The organism is Pseudonocardia halophobica (assembly GCF_027922425.1).
Classification (GTDB): Bacteria; Actinomycetota; Actinomycetes; order Mycobacteriales; family Pseudonocardiaceae; genus Pseudonocardia; species Pseudonocardia halophobica.
Genome location: NZ_BSFQ01000002.1, coordinates 416104 through 439129, shown reverse-complemented (window position 1 = coordinate 439129; position 23026 = coordinate 416104). Strand labels below are relative to the sequence as shown.

Genomic DNA, 23026 nt, shown 5'->3' with positions numbered 1-23026 from the left:
GCGTCATCACAGAGCGCCGGGCGGAGAACTTCCGGCTCGTCTCCTACGACACCCCCAAGGGCTGCATCGCCGCCTACTACCCCGAAACCAACCCCCTCGTCCCCCTCGACTCCCAGGCCCTCGAGTCGGGCACCCCCACCTCGAAATGGGTCGTCGTCCGCCTCGAACGGGCGTAGGCCCGCGGGGCGGCCCGGGTTCGGCTGCGATCGCCGCCGGGCCGTCCCGGGCCGGGCGGCCCGCCGACCCGTCGGTCAGGGGTGCTCCCGGAGCTCCCGCCGCAGGACCTTCCCGCTGACCGTCTTGGGGATCTCGTTCAGGATCTCCACCTGCCGCGGGTACTTGTAGGCCGCCATGCGCTCCTTCGTGAAGGCGACGATCTCCTCGGGGGTCGCCTGCACACCGGCGCGCAGCGAGACGAAGGCCTTGACCGTCTCGCCCCGGTACTCGTCGGGCACGCCGACGACCGCGGCCTCGCGGACGGCGGGGTGCTCGTAGAGGACGTCCTCGACCTCGCGCGGCCAGATCTTGTAGCCGCCGGCGTTGATCTGGTCCTTCTTGCGGTCGACGATGTAGAACCAGCCCTGCGGGTCCATGTAGCCGACGTCGCCCGTGCGCAGCACCCCGTCGGGCAGCGCCTTCGCGGTCTCCTCCGGCTTGTTCCAGTACCCGGCCACGACCTGCGGGCCGGCGGTGACCAGCTCGCCGATCTCGCCGACGGGCAGCTCCGCGCCGTTCTCGTCGACGATCCGCACCACCGTGTCGTAGACGGGAACACCGACCGACAGCGCGCCCGACGCCGGGTCGACCGGGGCCTCGGCGCCGTGCGGCACCGCGTGTGACGGCGAGGTTGTCTCGGTGAGCCCGTAGATGTTGTGGATGTAGTGGCCGAAGGTGTCCCGGAAGGCCTGGACCGTGCTGGGCGGGATCGGCGCCCCGCCCGAGTAGATCTTGGTCAGGGTGGCGAGCTGCGCCTTCTCGGCGTCGGGCGCGTTCATCAGCGCGATGAACACGGTGATCGACCCGACGGTGAACGTCGCCCGCTCCGCCTCGGCCGTCCGCAGGGTGAGCGCGGGGTCGAGCCGGTGCATCAGCACGAGCGGCGCCCCGGTGAGCAGCGCGACCGCGATGTGCCCGACGAGCCCGGTGACGTGGAACAGCGGGGCGATGCCGAGCACGACGTCGTCCTGCCCCAGGCCCACCCAGTCGCGGTAGGTCTGGGCGTTGAAGACCACGTTGCGGTGGGTGGTCATCGCGCCCTTCGGCGGCCCGGTGGTGCCGGAGGTGTAGGTCAGGAAGGCGACGTCGTCGGCGGTGAGGTCGACGGCCGGGCACGCCGTGCCCCGGTGCCGCTCCAGGAACTCGAGGAGGTCCGTGGTGCCGGGGCAGGCGATCCGCTCGACGCCGGCGAACACGGCCGGCTCGTCCTGCGTCTGCAGGTCGAGCTCGGAGGTGGTGAGCACGGTCCGGACCGCGGTGCCGGGCAGGACCGCCGCGGCGACGTCGCGGTGCAGGGACTGCAGGCAGACCAGCACCGACGCGCCGGAGTCGGCCAGCAGCTCGGCCAGCTCGCGCTCCTTGTTCATCGGGTTGATGGAGACGGCGATCCCGCCGGCCTTCCACGCGCCGACCTGGGCGATCACGAACTGGGGGACGTTCTGCAGGTAGAGCGCGACGCGCTCGCCCGGCGCGAAGCCCTCGGCGGTGATGCCCGCGGCGAACGCGTCGCTGAGCGCGTCGAGCTCGGCGTAGCTGATCCGGCCGTCGAAGTAGCGGATCGCGTCGGCGTCGGGGTGCCGGGCGACCGTGGCGCGGAACATCTCGACGGCGGTCCCGAACTCCACCGTCGTGGTCGCGGGCTGACCGTCGTCGTAGACGGCGAGCCAGGGCTTGTCGTCGTAGGCGGACATCGTTGTCTCCTCTGCGGTCATCGGGTGTCCCCGGTGGTCGGGTGGCTGCGGACGAGCGCGTACCGCCCGCGGTGGTAGAGCAGCGGTTCCAGCGACGGCGAGCTCCCGAGCTCCCGCACGGCCCCGACGACGATCGTGTGGTCACCGCCGTCGTACTCGGCGGCCAGGTCGCAGTCGATCCACGCGGCGGCCCCGGCCAGGCGCGGCGCCCCGGTCGGCGACGGCGTCCACGCGACGCCGGCGAACTTGTCCGTGCCCCGCCGGGACATGGCGTCGCTGACCCCGTGCTGGTCGTCGGCGAGGACGTTCACGCAGAACCCGGCCGCCGTTCGGATCCGGGGCCAGGTGGTCGAGGTGCGCGCCGGCGCGAACATGACCATCGGCGGGTCCAGGGACAGCGAGCTGAAGGACTGGCACGTCATCCCGATCGGCGCCCCGTCGGGGTCGGTCGCGGTGATCACGGTGATGCCGGAGCAGAAGGCGCCGAGGACCTCGCGGAACCGGTCGGGCGCGACCGTGGTCACCGGTCCTCCCCGAGTCCGGCCAGCCGGCGGACGTAGCCGATCGCGTCCGTCGGGTCGTAGGAGCGCGCGATCTGCATCTTCTCGGCCTCCAGCGAGCCCTCGGCGTGGGTGGCGAGGACGGACTGGTAGCCGCCGTAGTCGCGGGCGGTGAGGTCGCCGACGAAGTTGAGGATCCGCAGGCGCTGCTCGGCGGGAACCGCGGCGGCATAGTACTTCTCCAGCACCGCCCGGATGCCCGGGTTCGCCCAGTCCTCGGCGCCGGGCCCGGTGGCGAGCAGCCCGCCGGCGAGGTCGACGAGCGTCGCCGTGGCCTCGTGGAAACCGTGCGCGAAGGTGTACTTGGCCATGTTCACCGCGAGCGGGTCCGGCAGCCAGACCCCCTGGGCGCCCTCGCGGGCCCGCAGCGCGGCCAGCTCGGCGAGCCCCCGGACCGTCTCCGACCAGGCGACGAGTTTGGCGATCTTGTCGCGGACGTGTCCGGCGCGGGTGATGCCGTTGGCCTCGGCGACGAGGTGCGCGGCGCCGACGATGATGTCCAGTAACGGGAGCTTGTAGTTGATCGCCGTGAACCGGTGGTAGTCGACGAACGCGATCGCCAGCGGGCCCGCGAGCTCCGGCCGCCGCTCCAGGAACACCCGCTCGCGCGGGATCCGGACGTCGTCGAAGACGGTCAGCGACTCCAGCAGCTTGTGCTTCGACGACAGCGGGAAGCTGAAGCCGTCCCGCTCACCGGCCGCGTAGGGCGAGACGTAGAGATCGAGACCGGGGGTGTCGACCGGGATCGCGAAGGAGACCGCGTAGTCGATGTCCGCGGGCCCCATCGCGCGGGTGGGGAGCACGACGATCTCGTCCGCGTTGGCGGAGAACGAGGTGTGCGTCTTCGCCCCGCGGACGGTGATCGAGTCCGCGTCGGAGTCGACGATCCGCAGGTACAGGTCGGGATCGGCCTGCTGGGACGGGCCGAGGGTGCGGTTGCCCTTCACGTCCGTCTGCGCCACGGCGAGCGCGAGGTCCTCGTCGAGGCACCGCTGGTAGAAGGCCTGCGCGCGCTCCAGGCCCGCGCCCTCGGTGGCACGCAGGAGGGCGAACAGGGCGTCGGAGCCGACCTCCTTCAGCACGATGGTGCCGGCGCCGCGCCGCGACACCTCCTCGATGAGGGCACCGCGGTCCCGCAGGTCCTCCGGGGTGCGCGGGAGGTGGTAGAAGGCCGAGTAGGTCCCCGCCTCGGCGCTCTTGCGCACCGCGAGATCGGGCAGGTCCTCCGCGATCGAGTAGCAGAGCGCGGAGTGGTCGACGGCCGGCCGCAGCTCCGGGTGCGCGACCACGTCGTCGACCCGTTCGCCCCGGTAGTGGACGCGCCTGCCGTCGCGCAGGCCGTCGCGGTACTGCTGCGCGGTGCGCAGAGCCATCAGTGGGTCCCTTCAGCGGTTGCAGGAGATTCGTCCCCGAGCCGACCACGCCGGTCGGGGCGTCGGGAGTGCACGAAGGGGGACGGGGCGGCATGCACTTTCGTGCACTGTGCCGCGACGGTCCCCGCTCCGAAGGTGGTCCGCGGCACACGCAGACCGCGGCGCGACGGCGCGCCGCCGGAAGGAGAGGTCACCGCATGGCCAGGCTGAAGTTCGGCATCTTCCTCGCCCCCGTCCACGCCCCGGGGGTGAAGCCCGCCGTGGCGTTCGAGCAGGATCTGCAGCTGATCGAGCACCTCGACGCCCTCGACTACGACGAGGCGTGGTTCGGCGAGCACCACAGCGCGGGCTCGGAGATCTACGCCTCGCCGGAGATCCTCATCGCCGCCGCGGCGCAGCGGACCCGGCGGATCAAGCTGGGCACCGGCGTCACGTCGATCAGCTACCACAACCCGCTGTGGGTGGCGGACCGCATGGTCATGCTCGACCACCTCACCCGTGGCCGGACGCTGTTCGGCGTCGGGCCGGGGTCGCTGCCCACCGACTCCGCGATGATCGGGCTGAACCCGACCGAGACCCGCGAGCTGCTCGAGGAGAACCTCGACATCATCCTGCGGCTCTTCCGCGGCGAGACGGTCAACGCGAAGACCCGCACCCACGAGCTCGTCGACGCCCGGCTGCAGATGGCGCCGTACTCGGACCCGCTGTTCGACATCGCCGTCGCGGCCGTGGCCTCCCCCACCGGCGCCCGGCTGGCGGGCACCCACGGGCTCGGGCTGCTCAGCATCGGCGCCACGCTCAGCGCCGACGGCTTCGACGCCCTCGCCCACCACTGGAACGTCATGGAGGAGCGCGCCGCGGCGGCGGGGACCACCGTGGACCGCTCGGGGTGGCGGCTCGTCGGGCCGTTCCACCTGGCCGAGACCGAGGAGCAGGCCCGGCGCGAGGTCGCGTACGGGATCGAGCACTGGTTCCGCTACTTCCAGAAGGTCGCGGCGTTCCCGCAGATGGCGGTCTCCGGGGACAACCTGAACGAGATGATCGACTTCATCAACAACGCCGGGATCGGCGTCATCGGCACCGCGGACCAGGCCCGCGCGCAGGTGCAGCGCCTCGTGGACCAGGCCGGCGGCTTCGGCACCATGCTGCTGATGGGCCACGACTGGGCCGACCCGACGGCCACGAAGCGGTCCTTCGAGATCTTCGCCCGGGACGTCGCACCGCACTTCCAGGGCCAGTACGCCCCGACCGTCGAGGCCGCCCGGCTGGCGTCCGAGGGTCGCGAGCGGCACTCTCGGGCCCAGCTCGACGCCGTCGCGCACATGACCGAGAAGTACGAGAAGGAGCGTGCCCAGTGAGCGAGCCTGCGAGCGAACCGTCGGCGCAGAGCGATGCTGCTCGCGTGGTCGAAGCCCTGATGACGCTGGAGGCCGGGGAGGTGTTCGCGCCCGGCGCCGTGACATGGCACTCCTTCGACGAGGTGGAGGCACCGACGGTCCCGGACACCCTGGAGAGCGTCCGGGCGATCCGGAAGGTGGTGCCGGACTTCCGGATGGACGACGTGCGGACCTCCCCCGCCGTCGACGGGCTCGCCTGGGCGCGGTACACCGTCACCGGGACCCTGCCGGACGGCACTGTCTTCCGGGCGCCCGCCGCCCTGGCCGTGCACGTCGACGGCGCCGGGAAGGTCACCCGGATCGAGGAGTACGTGGACACGGCCCAGCTGAGCGGCCTGTTCGGCGCCCTGGGCTAGGCCCGGCCCCGCTGCAGGACCAGCGCGAGCTCGGTCCTGCTGCGGGTCCCGGTCTCCGCGAGCAGCCTGCTGACGTACTTCTTCACGGTGTCCTCGGTGACGCCCATCGTCCGGGCGACCACCGCGTTCGTCAGCCCGCTCGCGACCAGCTCCGCCGCCTCCGCGAGCCGGGGCGACAGGCGCGGCACGCCCGCCTGCCCGGCCGCGGACGCGGGGAGGTGCCGGGCGATCGCGCCGAGCTGCCGGCCGAGCAGCCGCAGCACGGCGAGATCGACCGGCCCCACCGTCCCGCGGGGCCCGAAGATCCCGAACAGCGCCTGCTTCCCGCCCGGCGCCACGTGGATCGCGGTGAGGCTCTCGATCCCGTGGCCGCCCAGCCAGTCGCGGTACGCCCGGTCCGCGGGCGCGGCCGGGTCGCCGGCGTCGACCGAGACCGCGGACACCCGGTGCAGCCGGGCGGCCGCGGCCGGCCTCGCGAACACGTCGTGCCGGTCCCAGCGCTGCCGGTACTCCCGGATCAGCCGCCGCTGCGTCCCTTCGAGCAGCGGCGACGGGTCCAGGAACAACCCGCCGTAGCTCGGCCCGGCGAAGAACGTGGTGTTCCGGTAGCCGAGCACGGACCCGAGCGCCTCGAGCGTGCGCCCGGCGAACTCCGCGACGTCGTGCGAGCGGTCGACCCGCTCGAGCACGGCGAAGACCTTGCCGAGCCGCTTGGCGTCCAGACTCGCCGAAGCCACCGCCTGCATCTCCGGGCACCTCCCACGCTGCCAGGGGTCCCGCAGCGTAACCGATCAGTACTCGGTGACCCCCGCGTCCGGCGACAGCTCGTGCGCGGTCATGAAGCGGGACTCGTCCGAGGCCAGGAACAGCACCGTGTTCGCGATGTCCCGCGGCTCGGCCTGCTCCAGCGGCAGGATGTTGGTGAACATCCCGCCGAGGTTCGGGTGCGCCTCGAGGGCCTCGCCGATGATGCCGAGCACGCCGCCGCCGCCCATCGGGGTCTGCACGGCGCACGGGTGCACGCTGTTGACCCGGATGCCGTGCTCGCCCAGCTCCACGGCGAACGCCTTCGCCATGCCCCGGACCGCGAACTTGCTGGTCGTGTAGGGCACGAGGAAGGGCTGCACGGTGATCCCGGCGGCCGAGCTGGTGATGATCACCGAGCCGCCGCCCGCGGCGACCAGGTGGGGCGCCGCGACCATCACGGTGTTCCACGTACCCGTGACGTTGACGCTCTGGTGGTACTCGAACAGCTCCGGGGTGACCCGGTCCCACATCGCCGGCACGCAGATCCCGGCGTTGGCCACCACGACGTCCAGGCGCCCGAGCTCGGCCACCGCACCGTCCACGGCGGACCTCAGCCCGCTCAGGTCACGGATGTCCACCTGTGCGGAGACGATCCGCCGGTCCAGCTTCTCGACGAGCGCCACGGTCTCGGCGAGGTCCTCCGGGGTGGAGGACGGGTACGGGACGTTCAGGTCGGCGCAGACGTCCACCGCCACGATGTCCGCGCCCTCCTCGGCCAGCCGCACCGCGTGCGCCCGGCCCTGGCCGCGGGCCGCGCCGGTGACCAGGGCGACCTTTCCTTCTACGCGTCCTGCCATGTTCGTTCCTTCCTGAACGACACAGGTCACCGGGCCGGGGCCGTGCGCTCACGGCCCCGGCCCGGGATGTCACATCTTCTGCAGCGCGCCGGCGTCCACCGGCACGGTCGTCCCGGTGACGAACCGGGACTGGTCGGAGGCGAGCCAGGCCACCGCGTTGCTGATGTCGCGCGGCTCCACCCACGGCGTCGGGAGGATGTTCATCCCGCTCAGCAGCGCCTCGCGGAAGTCCTCGCGCGTGGGGTGCTCCAGGTCCGGCCGGAACAGCCGGTACATGCCCTCGTGGTCGATCATGTCCGTGAGCACCGAGGTCGGCTGCACGGCGTTGACCCGGATGCTGTGCTGTCCCAGCTCGTTCGCCATCGTGCGGGCGAGCCCGATGACGCCGTGCTTGGCCGCGACGTAGTGCGCGAAGTTGGGGAAGCCCTGCGTGCCGCCGGTGGAGCTGATCAGCACGATCGACCCGCCGCTGCCCTGCTCGATCAGCAGCGGCACGGTGGCCTTGACGGTCTTCCACACGCCCGTCAGGTTGATGTCGATCATGGTGTCCCACTGCTCTTCGGTCAGCTCGTGCACCGGAGCGGTGGTGAAGATGCCCGCGTTGGCCACCACGACGTCGAGCCTGCCGAGCTCCGCGACGCCGTCGGCCACCGCCGACTGCAGCGCCGCGAGGTCGCGGACGTCCGCCTGCCTGGTGACGACGCGGCGGTCGAGCTTCTCGATCTCCGCGGCGGTCTCGTCGAGCTCGGCGGTGGTGGCACCGCGGTACTGCACGGTCTCCACCGGGGCGCACACGTCGATCGCGATGACGTCCGCGCCCTCCTCCGCGAGCCGGATCGCGTGGGACCGGCCCTGCCCGCGGGCCGCACCGGTGACCAGGGCGACCTTGCCGTCCAGCTGTCCCATCAGGCGAGGCCCAGCCGCTTCCAGTACTCGCCGAAGCTCGGCGGGCACATGTCGGCGCCGCGGGCGACCTTGCCGTCGACGAACTGGTGGGTCATGACCAGGGTGAAGTCCAGGACGTCGTCACCCTTGCGCCGGTAGGCACGGATCCAGGCGATCACGAGACCCTCGGGGGTCTCCTCCGTGCGGATCACCTCGTTCTTCGCCTCGTCGAGCTCGGCGAGGATGCCGAAGGCCTCCAGAAACCGGCCCTTGGTGAAGACGGTCTGGGTGCCGTCGGCCTGGAACCCGGCCCAGGTCATGTCGTCGGCGTAGAGGTCCACCAGCAGGCTCGCGTCGCCCTTGTCGGCGGCGGCGAAGGCCTCGGTGAGCTTGGCAGAGTTGTCCCCGGGGTTGGACATCAGGCGTTCTCCTTCTTCAGGTAGCCGGCGATGATCGGGGCCGAGGCCTCGACCAGGGTCATCGGCTCGACGAGCATGTGCTGCGCGCCCACGGAGATGTCGCGCAGGCAGCGACCCAGCACGCTGGGGTTGCGGATCGAGGCGGAGCCGCCCCAGTTGTAGGCCCAGGTCACGACGTCCTGGGCGACCTTCTGCACCCAGGTCGCGGCCTGGCGCAGGCGAGCGCGGTGCTCGTCGGTGATGGTGCCCGCGGCCGCGGCGGCCTCGGCGTCGGCGTGGGCCTGGTAGACGTACAGGCGGGCGGCCTGCAGCAGCGCCTCGTGCTCCACGAACCCGCGGCGGAACATCTCCGAGTCGCCGACGACCGTCGGGTAGCCGGGGCGTTTCTTGTCGGCGGTGATCTGGGCGATCTCCTCCAGGGCGCGCTGCGCGATGCCGAGCGCCACCGGGGCGTGCCCGCCGACGCCGATGCCGAGCATGCCCAGCTTGTAGACGGCCTCGGGGCGGACCGGCTCGGTGGAGAAGGTGTCCATCGTGTGCGCCTCGGGCACGAACAGCTTCTCGACCTTGTAGTTGTCGCTGCCCGTGGCGGCCATGCCCATCACGTTCCAGCCGCCGAGGAACTCGACCTTCTCGCGCGGCACGAAGGCGATCCGGCAGACCGGGACCGGGTTGTCCTCTGGGCCGTTCATCTCCGGGTTGCCGTCCTCACCGAGGACGACGAAGCCGGCGCCGATCCAGGACGCGTGGTGCGAGCCGCTGCCGAAGCCGTAGGTGCCGGTGACCTCGTAGCCGCCGTCGACCCGCACACCGGTGCCGGTCGGCAGGATCATGCCCGCGGTGATGGCCTTGTCCGCCCCCGCGTACATCTCCTCGGCACCCTCGGGCGAGAAGAAGCCGACCGCGACGCCGGTCGAGAAGGCGTTGGCCATGAAGGCCCAGCCGACGGAACCGTCGGCGCGGGAAAGCTCCTCGACAACCTTCAGCGAGGTCACGATGTCCTGCCCGGCCCCGCCGTACTCGCGCGGCACGAGCAGCCAGAACAGGCCGTTCTCGGCGATCGCGTCGACGACGGGCTTCGTGATGGTGGCGCCGGCCTCCATCGTGTCCGCCTCGGCGTCGATGACCGGCTTGATGCTGCGGGCGAGGGCGACGTAGTCGACGTCGGGCCCCGTCTCCGCGTTGCCGGGCCTCTCGAGGGTCTGTGTCATGGGTGTCGGCCTCCGTTGGTCGCACGTCGCTGAGGACGTGGATCACGATGCCGACGTGCGGCCGCGGGCGTACCCGGGGAACCACGTGGTCCGCCACGTGGTCACCCTCCGGTCACCCCGTGGGGGCGGTGGTGCGGGCCGCGGCGAGGGCGACCGCGACCTGGTTGCGGTTCTGCAGCCCCAGCTTCTGCAGGATGTGCTCGACGTGGCCCTCCACCGTGCGGTGCGACAGCACCAGGGCGGCGGCGATCTGCCGGTTGGTGAGACCGGCGGCGAGGTGGCGGGCCACCTCGCGCTCCCGGGGTGACAGGACGGCGACCAGCTCGATCTCGCCCTCCGGCACGTCCGGGGCGGACCGGTCGAGGGCGAGGTCGAGCAGTTCGGTCATGCCCATCGCCGCGCCCCGCCGCGTGCCGGCCGCGTAGGCCGCGTTGCCGAGCTCGGAGCGGGCGCGCAGCGCGAACCGGTCCCGCCGGGCCATCCACTGCGCCGAGCCGTAGAGCTGCTGGCCGAAGGCACGCCAGAGCACCGACGCGGCCCCGACGAGGGCGGCCGAGCGGGCCGCCGACCCCGCGCCGGCCTCCGCCCAGCCGAGCAGCTCGACGGCGAGCGGGGTGCCCACCGAGTCCTCGAAGTCCCGCTTGAGGCACAGGCTGGCGCGGGCCAGCTCGATCGCCTCCGGGTAGCGCTCCTCGGTCACCGCGACCAGCCCCTGGCCGAACACGGCGTAGGACAGCATCCACCGCTCGCCGACCTGCTCGCAGCGGCGGCGCACGTCGTCGAAGTACCGCCGGGCCTCGCTGGTCCGGCCGTCGAAGCAGAGCAGCATCCCGAGGTGCACCTGCACGGCGCAGGACAGGTCGCCGCGCACGTCGGGACGGCTCTCGTAGAGCGCGAGCGACTCCGTCAGCAGCGTCTCGGCCCGCCGGTGGTCCCCGTCGAAGAAGGCGCCCAGCCCCTGCGCGTCGAGGGCGAAGGCGGTGGCCGGGACGTCCCCGGCCCGGCGCGCGAGCTCGAGCGCCTCGGCGACGACCGGCTCGGCCGCCGACCGGTAGCCCTGCATCGTCCGCACCAGGCCGAGCGTGCCGAGTGCGGCGGCCCGCCGGGCCGGGCCCAGGTCCTCCCGCTCCAGCACCCGGCCGAGCCACATGGCGTGCTCGCGGGCGGAGAGCCCGCAGGCCCAGAGGAACCACGGGGCGGACACGAGCTCGGCCGCCGACGGGCCGTGCGCGTCGGCCGGGAGGGCGAGCGCGGTCTCGAGCGCCTTGCGGACGTTGGCCAGGTTGGCGCGCAGGCGCTCGGAGATCTCGAACTGCTCGTCGCTGAACCAGGACCGGACGGACTCGGTGACCAGTCCGGCGCACCACTCGAGGTGCCGTCGGTGCAGCCGCTCGCTCTCCTCCGGCGACAGCATGGCCTGGCCGAACTCGCGGATCGTCTCGAGGATCCGGAAGCGGACGCGCCCTCGGGACTCCTCGCGCTGCAGGATCGACTTGCCCACGAGGTCGTACAGGCAGTCCAGGACGGACCCCGCCGGCAGCGCCTCGTCGGCGCAGACGGCCTCCGCCGCCCGCGTGTCGAAGCCCCCCGCGAAGATCGAGACCCGGGCCCACAGGAGCTGCTGCTCGCGGGTGCACAGCTCGTGGCTCCAGGACATCGCGGCCTGCAGGCTCTGGTGCCGTTCCGCCCCGCCCCGTCCCCGGGTGGAGAGCAGGTCCACGCTGTCCGACAGGCGCTCGGCGAGCTCGTGGACGGACAGGACCCGCAGCCGCGCGCAGGCCAGCTCGATCGCCAGCGGCAGGCCGTCGAGCCGCTCGCACACCCGCCGCACCGCGTCCCGGTTGGTGTCGTCGACGGTGAAGCCCGGCAGGACGTCCCGGGCCCTGCTCTCGAACAGGGCGATCGCCGGCGTCCGGTCGCCCGCCGTCGACAGGGGGTTCAGGACGCTGATCCGCTCCCCCGGCAGGTTGAGGACCTCACGGCTGGTGGCGAGGAAGTGGACGCGGGAGGTGGCGTGGAGGACGTCGTCGACGAACCGCGCCGCCGCCTCCAGTACGTGCTCGCAGTTGTCCAGCACGATCAGCATGTGCCGGGTGCGCACGTGCTCCACGAGCGCGTCGACGGCCGAGCGGTCCGGCTGGTCGCGGTGCGCGATCCCGAGCCCGTCGAACACCGCCTGCGGCAACAGCGCCGGGTTGCGCAGGGACGCGAGCTCGACGACGCGGACGCCGTCGGCGAAGGCGCGGCGCAGCTCCACCGCGGTCTGGGCGGCGAGCCTGGTCTTCCCGACCCCGCCGACCCCGATCACGGTGACCAGCCGGTGGCCGCCCAGCAGCTCCCGCAGCTCGCGGAGCTCGGCGCGCCGCCCGATGAACTCCGTGGCGAACTCCGGCACCGCGCTGCCCGTCCGCGGGAGCGGGCCGGCCGTGCCGCCCACCGTCTGTCGCTCCCGGTCGACGCGCTTGGCGAGCGTCGTGCGCGAGCGCTCCCACCCGATCCGCTGCCCGATCTGCGTGATCGTCAGGCCGGGCTCGTCGGCGAGCAGGGAGCGGATCTGTTCGGCGTAGGCGTCGGTCACCGACCCGCGGCCGGGACGGTGGTCCGGCGGCGGGGCGTCGAACGACAGCGCCCGCCGGATCGTGTTGCGGGACATCCCGAGGTGGGCGGCCATGCCCTTGATCGACATGCCGGCCGCGTAGAGGCGATGGATCTCGCTCCACTCGTCGGCGTTCAAGGGCTCCTCCGGCACTCCACGATGAGGCTGCCTCACGATCACGACGGGCCCGGACAGGTGTCAAGCCAGGTCGGGGGAAGCACGTGCCGAACCACCCCGAGGGGGGTCAACATGTGTCACGACCCACCGTACCGACCACCCCCACCCGGGGGCGCGACGGGAGCCCGTCGCGCCTCCGCGGTTCTAGTCGGATGTCGGGCGCCGGCGCCGGTAGTGGCGGGCGACGCGGGCGCGGTTGCCGCAGCCCGCGGAGCACCACTCCCGGCGGGGGTGGTGGCGGACGAAGTAGAGGACGCAGCCGGGGGCGAGGCAGGCCCGAAGCTCCGCCGCCTCCTCTCCGGCGAAGAAGCGGACGGCCTGCTCGGCGAGCCCGGCGATGAGCACCCGGTCCCCGGCGGCGTCGCTGCGGACCTCGCGGCGGGGTTCCTCGCCCGGCTCCCAGCGCAGCGAGGACCACGTCGGGGCGGCGGCGCACGCCTCGTCGAGCACGCGGAGCGCGTCGGCGCGGGTGGGGACGGCGGACCCGGCGGACGGGCGCGGATCGCCGGTCCGTTCGGCGGCGAGCCGGCGCAGGGCGTCCCGGACCAGCCGCAACCGGTCCGGATCGGGAACCGGCGGGTCCGGGAGGACCCTGCGCAGCCAGGCGACCGCCTCGTCGGGCGTCGCGAGGGCGTCGTGGACCCCGGCGCGGTCGGCCCACACGGTGTTCATCAGCTCGACGGGCGTGGGCTCACCGAGCAGCGGCGCGGAGGTGCCCGGCGCGTCGAGGTCCATGTCCGGACCCTACCTAATGGGCAAGAACCCCGTCATCCATTGCATTCGGGGCGAGAACCTGGCAACCTGCCTAATGGTCCGAAGCAGATAAGCCGTTAGGAGTGGTCGTGGACGACGAGAAGGGGTTCCACCCGGGCGAGCTCGCCGTGCAGCGCCGTGCCGGCGTCGTCCACGACGCCGCGCGCCTCGTCGGGATGCTCGACGCCGCCGACCTCCGCGGCGGCGCCGCCCGGTTCCTCGCCGAGCGCACGTTCCTCGCGATCACCGCCCGCGACCGGACCGACCGGCTGTGGATCACGCCCCTGGCGGGGCCACCCGGATTCGTCGACGTCCGCGGGCCCGCCGACCTGCTCGTCCACGCCGTGCCCCCACCCGGCGATCCCCTCGAGGGGCTCGCTGCCGGGCAGCAGATCGGCATGCTCGCCCTGGATCCCGCCCGGCGGCGCAGGCTCCGGATCAACGGCCGGCTGACCAGCGCGGACGACCGGGAACTCGCCGTCCAGGTGGACCAGGCCTACGGCAACTGCCCCCGGTTCATCCACCCGCGCGACCTCGAACCCGCACCCGCCGCCGGTCCCGCGACGGTCCGCCGCGGTGCGGCCCTCGCCCCGGCCGACGTCGACCTGATCCGCCGCGCCGACACGTTCCTGCTCGGCACCAGCCACCCCACCCGCGGTGCGGACGCCTCCCACCGCGGCGGCCGGGTCGCCGTCGAGGACGAGCGGACGCTGTGGTGGCCGGACCTCCCGGGCAACAACATGTTCAACAGCCTGGGCAACATCGCCGTCGATCCCGCCGCCGCGCTGGTCTTCGTCGACTTCGCCACGGGCGCCACCGTGCACCTGTCCGGCGTGGCGGAGGTCGACTGGCAGGACGAGGGCCGCGGGGTGCGGTTCACGGTCGAGGCCGTGGTGGTCGGGCCCTCCCTGCCCCTGCGCGAGGCGAGCTAGGGGCGGCCGGTCCGACCGGGTGCGGTGTGCGCCACCAGTTGCCCGACCGCCCGCTCAAGGAGCACGTCGCCGACGACGACCTCCTCCACCGGCAGACCGAGGACGTCGGCCGCCCGCGCCGCTGCCGCGCGGAGGCCGGGGGTCGGGTGCTGGGCGAGCCAGACGACGCGCCGGTAGTGGCCGAAGTAGTCGTCGCGCAGCTCCGGGTACCGGTCCAGACCGAGCTCGACGACGACCGAGCGCGTGAAGGACGCCACCAGGTAGTCCGTCAGCACATAGGTGCCGGGTTCGTCCTCGAGCACCGTCCGCATCCGCTCGGCGCCGGCGAAGACCGAGTAGCAGTCCGGGCCGGCCAGCCGGGGCACCGCCCAGCGGGCGCACACGTCGTCGAGCGCCCCGTAGGTTCCGCAGTCCGCGTAGCCGACGGCGACGCGCGCGTACCGCGGGCGGAGGCGCGCCAGCTCGCGCTCGACGGCGGCGGCGATCCGCTCGGGCCGGTTGTGCAGCAGCGGGGGCAGCGGGACGACGTCGACGGGCCAGCCGCGACGCCCGGCGACGTCGGCGACGTGGCGGGCGAGCGCCCCGCACGCGACCACCGCGACCCGGTCCGGATGGTCGAGGCGGTCAGACCGGGAAGGCGAGTCGCTCGACGAACCGGTCGTTGAAGTCCTCGCGGTCGGAGAGCTCGACGTAGTGCACCTCCTCCAGCAGTGCCTGGGCCGCCGCCCGCTCGCGCACCGACAGCAGCGCCATCTTGGCCCCCTCCCCCGCCACGTTGCCCGCACTCACGATGCGCAGCAGCGCGACGTCCGGCACCAGTCCGATCCGCACCGCGGCGGCGGGGCCGAGGTAGCTGCCGAAGGACCCGGCGAGCAGCACCTGGGCGACGTCGGCGCTGGTCAGACCCTGCTCCTCCAGCAACAGCTGCCAGCCCGTGGAGATCGCCGCCTTGGCGAACTGCAGCTCGCGGATGTCGCGCTGGGACAGGTAGAGCGAGTCGGCCGGATCGTCACCCCGGAAGTGCAGGACGAACACCCGCTCCTGACCGACCTGCTGCAGCCGGGCCGCCAATCCGGGCGGCACGCCCGGCGCGTCCGGCGCCACCAGGCGCCCGGAGGCGTCGACGAGTCCGGCCGCCACCATCGCCGCCACGGCGTCGACCAGACCCGACCCGGCCAGCCCGGTCGGTTCGACGTCCCCGATGACCTGCAGCACCACGTCGTCGTCGCTGATCTTCACGCCCTCGATCGCCCCGGGCGCGGCCCGCATCCCGCAGCGGATGGCCGCGCCCTCGAACGCGGGCCCGGCTGGGGCGGCCGTGGCGAGCAGCCGGTCGCCGTCCGCGAGCAGGATCTCGCAGTTCGTGCCGATGTCGATGAAGAGCCGCACGCGCCGGTCGCGGTCCATCCCGGAGGCGAGCGCCCCGGCGACGATGTCGCCGCCGACATAGGCCCCGAGCGCCGGGAACACGTACGCCCGGGCCCGCGGGTGCGCCCGCACCCCGAGGTCGGCGGCCGTGAGGTCGTCGAACGACCGGGACGCCATGACGAACGGGGCGACGCCCAGCGGCTCGGGGTCCAGCCCCAGCGCGAGGTGCGTCATCGTGGCGTTGCCCGCCACCGCGATCTCGTAGACCTCGCCGCGGCCGACGCCGCCGTCGGCGCAGACCTCGCCCGCGAGCCGGTCGAGGCCGTCGTGGGCGAGCGCCGTGAGCCGCTCCAGCGCCGTCGGGTCGGTCATCGTCGCGCTGATCCGGGTGATCACGTCGGCGCCGTGGGACTGCTGTGGGTTGAGCCGCGAGGCGACGGCGACCGGGGTGCCGGTGGCGAGGTCGAGCAGCGTCGCGACGAGCGTCGTCGTGCCGAGGTCGAAGGCGATGCCGAAGAGCCGCCCGCTCGTGTCCCCCGGCTCGACGTCGACGAGCACGTCGTCCACCACGACCGCGGTGACCGTGTGGTCCCCGGCCCGCAGCGCCCGGGCCAGGTTCCGGATCGCCGGCAGGTCCACCCGGAGCTCGAGGTCGGGCAGCGCGTCGCGCAGGCGCTCGAGATCGGTGCGCTGGTCGGCGAGGGTCGCCTCGGGCAGCGTCAGGCAGCGCTTCTGCAGGGCGGGACGCAGGATCACCTGGCGCCCGACGCCGACCGTGGCCGCCTTCGGCCGGGTGACCAGCGGCGGCACCTCCACCCGCAGGTCCTGTTCGGCCCGCGCGCGGCAGGCCAGCCGCCAGCCCGCACGCAGCTCCTCCGGCCCGAACGCGCGCGGGTCGAGCCGGGACACCGTCACGTCGCCCTCGACGACCCGCATCCGGCACTTGCGGCACGTGCCGTGGCCCCCGCACGTGGAGTCGACGGCGATGCCGTTCCAGCTCGCGGCGTCGAACAGCGTCGCCCCGGCGGGGACCCGCACCTCGCGAGGCCGGGCTCCGTCGGGGTCGAACCGGATGCGGACCCGGTCCGACGGGGGCAGCTCCGGTAGCGCGGTCACGTCAGGCCGTCTTCCCCGCGGCCGCCGCCCGGGCGCGCGCGATCCAGGCCGCGCCCCACTCGTCGTTGCCGAGCAGCAGGTCCGCGGCCTTGACCGCCTCGACGATCTGTGGCGACCGCACGTCCATGATCGCGCTGGTCAGCCCGCAGGACATGGCCATCGGCAGGAACGTCGCGCCGAGCGCCGGGCGCCCCGGCATCCCGAAGGAGACGTTGGAGGCGCCGAGCGTCATGTTCAGGCCGAGCTCGCCGGAGATCAGCTCGATCGTCCGCAACGTCGTGCGGACCAACGTCGTGTCCGCCCCCACCGGCATGGCCAGCGGGTCGACCACGATGTCCTCGACCGGGATGCCGTACTCCCCGACGGCGATGTCGAGGATCTTGCGCGTGATCTCCAGCCGGCGCTCCGGCTCGTCCGGGATCTCGTCCTCCTCGTTGGGCAGCGCGATCACCGCCGCCCCGTGCCGGGCGACGATCGGCAGGATCGCGTCCAGCCGCTCCCGTTCGCCGGTCACCGAGTTCACCAGCGCCTTGCCGTCGTAGGCCGCGAGCCCGGCCTCGAGAGCCTCGACCACCGACGAGTCGATGACCAGCGGAAGGTCGGTGAGCTCCTGCACCATCGTGACGGCCTTGGCGAGCAGCTCGGCCTCGTCGGCGAGCGGGACGCCCATGTTGACGTCCAGCATCGTCGCCCCGCCGGCGACCTGCTGCTCGACGTCGATCTCGATGCGCGACAGATCGCCCCGGCGCAGCTGTTCGGCGAAGATCTTGCGGCCGGTCGGGTTGATCCGCTCACCGATCAGGCAGAACGGTTGATCAGGACCGATGACGACCTCGCGGGTCGCGGAGCGGAGAACGGTGTGCATCAGACCCCCACGGCGGCACGACGGGCGGCGAGCAGTTCCTTGGCCTTGCGGACGGCGGTGGCGGCGTCGGCGGCGTAGCCGTCGGCCCCGACCGCGTCGGCGTACTCCTGGGTGACCGGGGCGCCCCCGACCATCACGATCACCTTGTCGCGCAGGCCGGCCTTCTGCAGCGCGTTGATGTTGGCCTTGAACATCGGCATGGTCGTGGTGAGGAACGCGGAGAACCCGACGATGTCGGGATCGTGCTCCTGGATCCCGGCGATCACCTTCTCCGGCGACACCTGCACGCCGAGGTCGATCACGTGGAAGCCCGCGCCCTCCAGCATGATGTTCACGAGGTTCTTGCCGATGTCGTGGACGTCGCCCTTGACGGTGCTCATCAGGAACGTCCCGACGGTCTGCGCACCGGTCTCGGCGAGCAGCGGACGCAGGATGTCCAGCGCGCCGCTCATCGCCTTGCCCGCGACCAGCATCTCGGGCACGAAGAAGTCGCCGCGCTCGAACCGGGCGCCGACCTCCTCGAGCGAGGGGATCAGCGCGTCGAACAGCATCGTCTCCGGAGTGAGGCCCCCCTCCAGCCCCTCGTGCGTCAGCTCCAGCACGCGCGGCTTGTTGCCGACGAGGGTCTCGTCGTAGAGCCCGCGCAGGATCGCGTCGTGATCCATCAGGCGAAGCCTTCCTTCCGTCCTGGTTGGTGCCCCAGCAGCGCGGAGAGCCCGCGCAGCTCGGCGACGAGGACGTCGCCGAGCCTGGTGATGCCGTAGTCGTTGATCCGGCTCGTGGGCCCGGAGACCGAGACGGCGGCGACGACCGAGCCGTCGACGGTCCGCACCGGAGCCGCGACGGCGGTGAGTCCGATCTCCAGCTCGTCCAGCGAGGCGGCCCAGCCCCGGCGGCGCACCTCGACGAGGGCGTGCTCGAGCTGCGCGCGGTCGACCGGCGAGTGCGCGGTGCGCCGCTCCAGCTGCCCGGTCGGCCGCGGGAGCGCGCCGTAGGCGTAGAGGACCTTGCCCGAGGCGGTGCAGTGCGCGGGCACGTCGACGCCGACCCAGTTCGTGGCCCCGACCAGGTAGCAGCTGTCGACCTGGTCAATCGAGACGAGCTGGCCGCCGCGGGGCACGGCGAGGTTCACCGTCTCCCGGGAGAGCTCGGACAGGTGCTCCATGGTGGGGCGGGCGAGCTCGGAGAGGTCGTGCAGCGCGCTCGGCCGGGCGGCGTGCAGCGAGAACAGCGCGCCCGGGCGGAACGCCCCGGTGCGGTCGCGGTACACCAGCCGGCTGCGCTCGAGCGCCTGCAGCAACCGGGAGGTCGTGGACTTCGCCAGGCCCAGCTCGTCCACCAGCGAACTGAAGGTCCGCGGTGCGCCGGACTCGACGATGAGGCCGAGAAGGGCACTCGCGCGTTCGACCGCCTGACTGCCTGTCTGCGCCGCCATGAGTGCCGTCCAAAGTTTCACATTATGGAACCCGAGTTCCCACGATGGCGGTTACTGTGACGCCGGTCTCTCAGCACGTCAAGAGCGGAGAAGCACATGTTCCGCAACACCATGCCTCGCTACGAGATCCTCTCGGCCGATGCGATGGACACCCTCGACGCGGGCTGGCGCCGACTGGTGTCCGAGATCGGGGTGGAGTTCGGGTCGGCTCGGGCGCTGGAGCTGTTCCGCCAGGCCGGCCAGAAGGTCGAGGAGTCGGACGGACACGGGGTCGTCCGGTTCGATCCCGACTTCGTGCTCGAGCAGGTCGCCAAGGCGCCACGGTCGTTCGACGTCCAGGCCCGCAACCCGGCCAACACCGTGCACATCGGCGACGACGCCATGGTGTTCGGGGCCGTCTACGGTGCGCCGTTCGTGCGCGAGGGCGACGTGCGCCGGGACGCGAAGATGGAGGACTTCCGCAACCTCACCCGCCTCGCCCAGAGCTTCCCCGCCCTCGACTCGGCGGGGGGCGTGATCTGCGAGCCGGAGGACACACCGCTGGACTCGCGGCACCTCGACATGACCTACGCGCTGCAGACGCTCACGGACAAGATCTACATGGGCAACGTGGTGTCCGGGGTCAACGCCGCCGACACGATCGCCATGACCGAGATCCTCTTCGGCGGCCGGGCGTCGATCGAGGCCACCCCCGCCACGATCTCGATCATCAACTGCAACTCGCCGCTGCGCTGGGACGAGCGCATGCTGGAGGCGCAGCTCGCCTACAGCGAGGCCAACCAGGCCGTCGTGCTCACCCCGTTCCTGCTGATGGGGGCGATGTCGCCGGTGTCGATCCCGGCGACGCTGGTCCAGCAGATCGCCGAGGCGCTCACCGGCGTCGCGCTGTCCCAGCTGGTCCGGCCCGGCTGCCCGGTGATCTTCGGGTCGTTCCTCTCCAACATCGACATGCAGTCCGGCTCGCCCTGCTTCGGCACGCCGGAGTCCGCGATCGGCCTGCTGTGCACCGGGCAGATCGCCCGCCGCTTCGGGCTCCCGGTGCGCTCGGGCGGCGGTCTCACCGCGAGCCAGACCCCCGACGCCCAGGCCGGGTACGAGTCGTTGATGACCATGCTCCCGACGTTCCTCGCGGGCATCAACTGGGTGATGCACGCGGCCGGCTGGCTGGAGGCCGGGCTGGTCACGAGCTACGAGAAGTTCGTGCTGGACGTGCAGGTGCTGGAGATGCTGCAGCACGAGTTCACGCCCCTGGAGATCGACGAGGCGTCACTGGCGTTCGACGCGCACGACGAGGTCCGCCACGGCGGCCACTTCCTCGGCGCGGCCCACACGATGGAACGGTTCCGCACCTGCTTCTACCGGCCGTTCGTCAACAGCTCGGAGAACTACGAGCGGTGGATGCGCAACGGCGCCAAGGACGCCGCCGCCCGGGCCCGCGACGTCGCGCACAAGAAGCTCGACGAGTACGAGCCCCCGCCGCTGGACGACGCGATCCGCGAGGAGCTCACCGAGTACGTGACCCGGCGCCGCCGCGAGCTGGGCGACTAGGAGGACCACCGATGGCGAACCTGCCCCGCACCGCCCGCGTCGTCGTGATCGGCGCCGGCATCGTCGGCAACTGCCTCGTGCACCACCTCGCCCGCCTCGGCTGGCGGGACATCGTGCAGATCGACAAGGGCCCGCTGCCCAACCCGGGCGGTTCCACCGGGCACGCCTCGAACTTCATCTTCCCGGTCGACCATTCGCGGGAGATCGCCGACCTCACGCTCGACTCGATGCGGCAGTACAAGGAGCTGGGCGTCTTCACCGAGTCCGGCGGGTACGAGGTCGCCCGCACCGAGGAGCGGATGGAGGAGCTGCGCAGGCGGATGTCGTCGGCGCGGGCGTGGGGCGTCCCGGCCGAGCTGGTGACCCCGGACCACGTCGTCGAGCGCGTCCCGTACCTGGACAAGGACCAGATCCTCGGGGCGTTCTGGACGCCGTCCGTGGGCGTGGTCGACTCGCTGCGCGCGGGCACGTTGATGCGGGAGTCGGCGCTCGCCCTCGGCGCGCTCACCGTCGTGTCGACCGTCGAGGTGATCGGCATGGACGTCGAGCGCGGGCGGATCCGGCGGGTGCGCACCACCGGGGGCGACATCGAGGCCGACTACGTGGTGATCGCCTGCGGCGTGTGGAGCCCGAAGCTCGCCAGGATGGCGGGCGCGGCGATCCCGCTCACGCCGGCCGTCCACCAGATGATCTCGGTGGGGCCGATCCCGCAGCTCGCCGAGCGGCCCGGCGAGATCTCCTTCCCGATCATCCGGGACATGGACACCTTCTGCTACGAGCGCCAGCACGGCGCCGACATGGAGGTGGGCTCCTACGCCCACCGGCCCATCCTGTGGGACCCGGAGGAGATCCCGTCGATCGACCAGGCCCGGCTCTCCCCCACGGAGACGCCGTTCACGGCCGACGACTTCGACCCGCAGCTGGAGCAGGCGCTCGAGCTCATGCCCGACGCGCTCGCCGCCGAGGGCGCCGAGATCCGCTACGCCATCAACGGCCTCCTCTCGCTCACCCCCGACGGCGCCCCGATCCTGGGCGAGACGCCCGAGGTGAAGGGTCTCTGGTCGGCGGCGGCGGTGTGGATCAAGGAAGGTCCCGGCGTCGGCCGGGCGGTCGCGGAATGGATGACGCAGGGGTACCCCGAGATCGACCTGCACCACTCCGACATCGCGCGGTTCTACCCGCACCAGCGCACCCGCGCCCACGTGCGCTCGCGGACGTCGGAGGCGTTCAACAAGACCTACGGCATCGTGCACCCGGGCGAGCAGTGGGCCGGGGAGCGCGGCAAGCGGCTCGCGCCCATGCACGCCGCCGAGCGCGCCGCGGGCGCCGAGTTCTTCGAGACCGTCGGCTGGGAACGGCCGATGTGGTACGCGTCGAACGAGACCCTGCTCGGCGAGTACGGCGACGCGGTCATGCCGCGCGAGCACGAGTGGGACTCCCGCTGGTGGTCACCGATCATCAACGCCGAGCACCTCGCGATGCGCGAGCGGGCCGGCATCGTCGACCTGTCCGCCTTCGCGATCTTCGACGTCGTCGGACCGGCCGCGGAGCAGGCGATCCAGGGCATCGTCGTCGCGCAGGCCGCCGTGGCCGAGGGCCGCGTGATCTACACGCCGGTGCTCGACGCCCGGGGCGGCTTCCGGTCCGACCTCACCGTGATGCGGCTGGCCCACGACCGGTACCGGGTGGTCACCGGCGGCCTCCACGGCATGGCCGACCTGAAGTGGTTCGCCGACCACCTGCCCGACGGCGCCGCGGTCGTGGACCGGACCTCGTCGTTCACCACCATCGGGATCTGGGGTCCGCGGGCCCGCGACATCCTCGGCCGCCTCACCGACGACGACATCTCGCACACCGGTTTCCCGTTCCTCACCTGCCGCGACATCGCCGTCGGCAGCGTCGGCGTGCTCGCGTCGCGGATCTCCTACGTCGGCGAGCTGGGCTGGGAGCTCTACGTCCCGATGGAGCAGGGCGCCCGGGTCTGGGAGCTGCTGCACGAGGCCGGGCGACCGGACGGGGCCGTCCCGGTCGGGATCGGCGTCTACGGCACCACCGGCCGGCTGGAGAAGGGCTACCGCGCGTTCGGGTTCGAGCTCGACGGCGAGCGCACCATCGTCGAGGCGGGGATGGCGCGGCCGAAGGTGAAGGACGCCGACTTCGTCGGCCGGGAGGCCTACCTCGCCCAGCGCGCGGCCGAGCCCCGGGCGGTGCTGTGCACGCTCACCGTCGACGACCACCGGTCGGCCACCGGCCGCAACCGCTACATGCTCGGCGGCGAACCGATCCTCACCCGGGACGGCGGCGTGCTGACGGACGGGCACGGTCATCACCCCTACGTCACCTCGGCGGGCTCGGCGCCGTCCCTGGGCACGCACGTGCTGATGGCCTACCTGCCGCCGGACCAGGCGGTGGTCGGCAACCGGCTCGCCGTGTCCTACATGGAGGAGCTGTACCCGGTGACCGTCGGGTCGGCCGACGCCACGCCGCTGTTCGACCCGGCCAACGAGCGGATCAGGGGCTGAGC

The 23026-nt window shown here is 72.6% G+C and carries 20 protein-coding genes; 5 read left to right on the top strand and 15 right to left on the bottom strand.

From position 1 onward, the window contains the following. Positions 1-251: 251 nt before the first annotated feature. The 3 genes from PKE99_RS04415 to PKE99_RS04405 are packed head-to-tail and all read right to left on the bottom strand — an operon-like array spanning position 252 to position 3840. The gene (locus tag PKE99_RS04415; RefSeq protein WP_037040092.1) at positions 252-1907 is read right to left on the bottom strand and encodes a class I adenylate-forming enzyme family protein; all 1656 of its coding nucleotides are present in this window, start codon (positions 1905-1907) and stop codon (positions 252-254) included. Positions 1908-1924: 17 nt separating this feature from the next. After that, entirely contained in the window at positions 1925-2431 is a 507-nt protein-coding gene (locus tag PKE99_RS04410; protein ID WP_037040090.1) for a flavin reductase family protein, read from the bottom strand. After that, positions 2428-3840: a 4-hydroxyphenylacetate 3-hydroxylase N-terminal domain-containing protein gene (locus tag PKE99_RS04405; RefSeq protein ID WP_037040088.1), complete on the bottom strand. Its 1413-nt coding sequence runs from the start codon at positions 3838-3840 to the stop codon at positions 2428-2430. Before PKE99_RS04405 ends, PKE99_RS04410 begins: the two co-directional genes overlap by 4 nt. 197 nt (positions 3841-4037) lie before the next feature. On the opposite strand from PKE99_RS04405, the gene PKE99_RS04400 reads away from it, so the two are divergent. Continuing rightward, a complete protein-coding gene (locus PKE99_RS04400) occupies positions 4038-5198 on the top strand; it encodes an LLM class flavin-dependent oxidoreductase (RefSeq protein WP_037040087.1) in 1161 nt (386 codons plus the stop codon). 44 nt (positions 5199-5242) lie between these two features. Further along, entirely contained in the window at positions 5243-5593 is a 351-nt protein-coding gene (locus PKE99_RS04395) for a nuclear transport factor 2-like protein (protein WP_037040085.1), read from the top strand. On the opposite strand, the gene PKE99_RS04390 is transcribed toward PKE99_RS04395, so the two are convergent. The 7 genes from PKE99_RS04390 to PKE99_RS04360 all read right to left on the bottom strand — a co-directional run bounded on the left by PKE99_RS04390 (position 5590) and on the right by PKE99_RS04360 (position 13220). Beyond that, the gene (locus PKE99_RS04390; RefSeq protein WP_051736695.1) at positions 5590-6339 is read right to left on the bottom strand and encodes a helix-turn-helix transcriptional regulator; all 750 of its coding nucleotides are present in this window, start codon (positions 6337-6339) and stop codon (positions 5590-5592) included. The genes PKE99_RS04395 and PKE99_RS04390 overlap by 4 nt on opposite strands. Before the next feature lie 45 nt (positions 6340-6384). Next, entirely contained in the window at positions 6385-7197 is an 813-nt protein-coding gene (locus PKE99_RS04385) for a mycofactocin-coupled SDR family oxidoreductase (RefSeq protein ID WP_037040083.1), read from the bottom strand. A gap of 69 nt (positions 7198-7266) precedes the next feature. Then, a complete protein-coding gene (locus tag PKE99_RS04380; RefSeq protein WP_037040081.1) occupies positions 7267-8103 on the bottom strand; it encodes a mycofactocin-coupled SDR family oxidoreductase in 837 nt (278 codons plus the stop codon). Next, positions 8103-8501: a nuclear transport factor 2-like protein gene (locus PKE99_RS04375; protein WP_037040073.1), complete on the bottom strand. Its 399-nt coding sequence runs from the start codon at positions 8499-8501 to the stop codon at positions 8103-8105. The genes PKE99_RS04380 and PKE99_RS04375 overlap by 1 nt, the downstream gene beginning before the upstream one ends. Further along, positions 8501-9712 (bottom strand): acyl-CoA dehydrogenase family protein, encoded by a 1212-nt coding sequence (locus PKE99_RS04370; RefSeq protein WP_037040070.1) that lies wholly within the window; start codon positions 9710-9712, stop codon positions 8501-8503. The genes PKE99_RS04375 and PKE99_RS04370 overlap by 1 nt, the downstream gene beginning before the upstream one ends. A 112-nt stretch (positions 9713-9824) precedes the next feature. Then, the gene (locus PKE99_RS04365) at positions 9825-12446 is read right to left on the bottom strand and encodes a LuxR C-terminal-related transcriptional regulator (RefSeq protein ID WP_051736694.1); all 2622 of its coding nucleotides are present in this window, start codon (positions 12444-12446) and stop codon (positions 9825-9827) included. A 183-nt stretch (positions 12447-12629) separates the two neighbouring features. Beyond that, a complete protein-coding gene (locus PKE99_RS04360; RefSeq protein WP_037040069.1) occupies positions 12630-13220 on the bottom strand; it encodes a CGNR zinc finger domain-containing protein in 591 nt (196 codons plus the stop codon). A gap of 107 nt (positions 13221-13327) precedes the next feature. On the opposite strand from PKE99_RS04360, the gene PKE99_RS04355 reads away from it, so the two are divergent. Then, positions 13328-14170: a pyridoxamine 5'-phosphate oxidase family protein gene (locus PKE99_RS04355; protein ID WP_037040440.1), complete on the top strand. Its 843-nt coding sequence runs from the start codon at positions 13328-13330 to the stop codon at positions 14168-14170. Here the strand turns inward: PKE99_RS04355 and PKE99_RS04350 are convergent. The 5 genes from PKE99_RS04350 to PKE99_RS04330 are packed head-to-tail and all read right to left on the bottom strand — an operon-like array spanning position 14167 to position 18954. Then, a complete protein-coding gene (locus tag PKE99_RS04350) occupies positions 14167-14766 on the bottom strand; it encodes a DUF1638 domain-containing protein (protein ID WP_037040068.1) in 600 nt (199 codons plus the stop codon). The genes PKE99_RS04355 and PKE99_RS04350 overlap by 4 nt on opposite strands. A gap of 28 nt (positions 14767-14794) precedes the next feature. Further along, entirely contained in the window at positions 14795-16654 is a 1860-nt protein-coding gene (locus PKE99_RS04345; RefSeq protein WP_081923706.1) for an ASKHA domain-containing protein, read from the bottom strand. Between the two features lies 1 nt (position 16655). Beyond that, on the bottom strand, positions 16656-17519 hold the full coding sequence (locus tag PKE99_RS04340) for a methyltetrahydrofolate--corrinoid methyltransferase (protein WP_037040067.1): 864 nt from the start codon (positions 17517-17519) through the stop codon (positions 16656-16658). Continuing rightward, positions 17519-18184, bottom strand: coding sequence for a corrinoid protein (locus PKE99_RS04335; RefSeq protein WP_037040063.1), 666 nt, complete (start codon positions 18182-18184; stop codon positions 17519-17521). Before PKE99_RS04335 ends, PKE99_RS04340 begins: the two co-directional genes overlap by 1 nt. Then, on the bottom strand, positions 18184-18954 hold the full coding sequence (locus PKE99_RS04330) for an IclR family transcriptional regulator (RefSeq protein WP_037040061.1): 771 nt from the start codon (positions 18952-18954) through the stop codon (positions 18184-18186). Before PKE99_RS04330 ends, PKE99_RS04335 begins: the two co-directional genes overlap by 1 nt. Before the next feature lie 96 nt (positions 18955-19050). Between PKE99_RS04330 and PKE99_RS04325 the strand changes: the two genes are divergently transcribed. Then, complete coding sequence (locus PKE99_RS04325) at positions 19051-20502, top strand: trimethylamine methyltransferase family protein (RefSeq protein WP_037040058.1); 1452 nt, start codon at positions 19051-19053, stop codon at positions 20500-20502. 11 nt (positions 20503-20513) lie between these two features. After that, positions 20514-23024 carry a GcvT family protein gene (locus PKE99_RS04320; protein WP_037040056.1) on the top strand — a complete coding sequence of 837 codons (2511 nt, stop codon included), beginning with the start codon at positions 20514-20516 and terminating at the stop codon, positions 23022-23024. Positions 23025-23026: the final 2 nt, after the last annotated feature.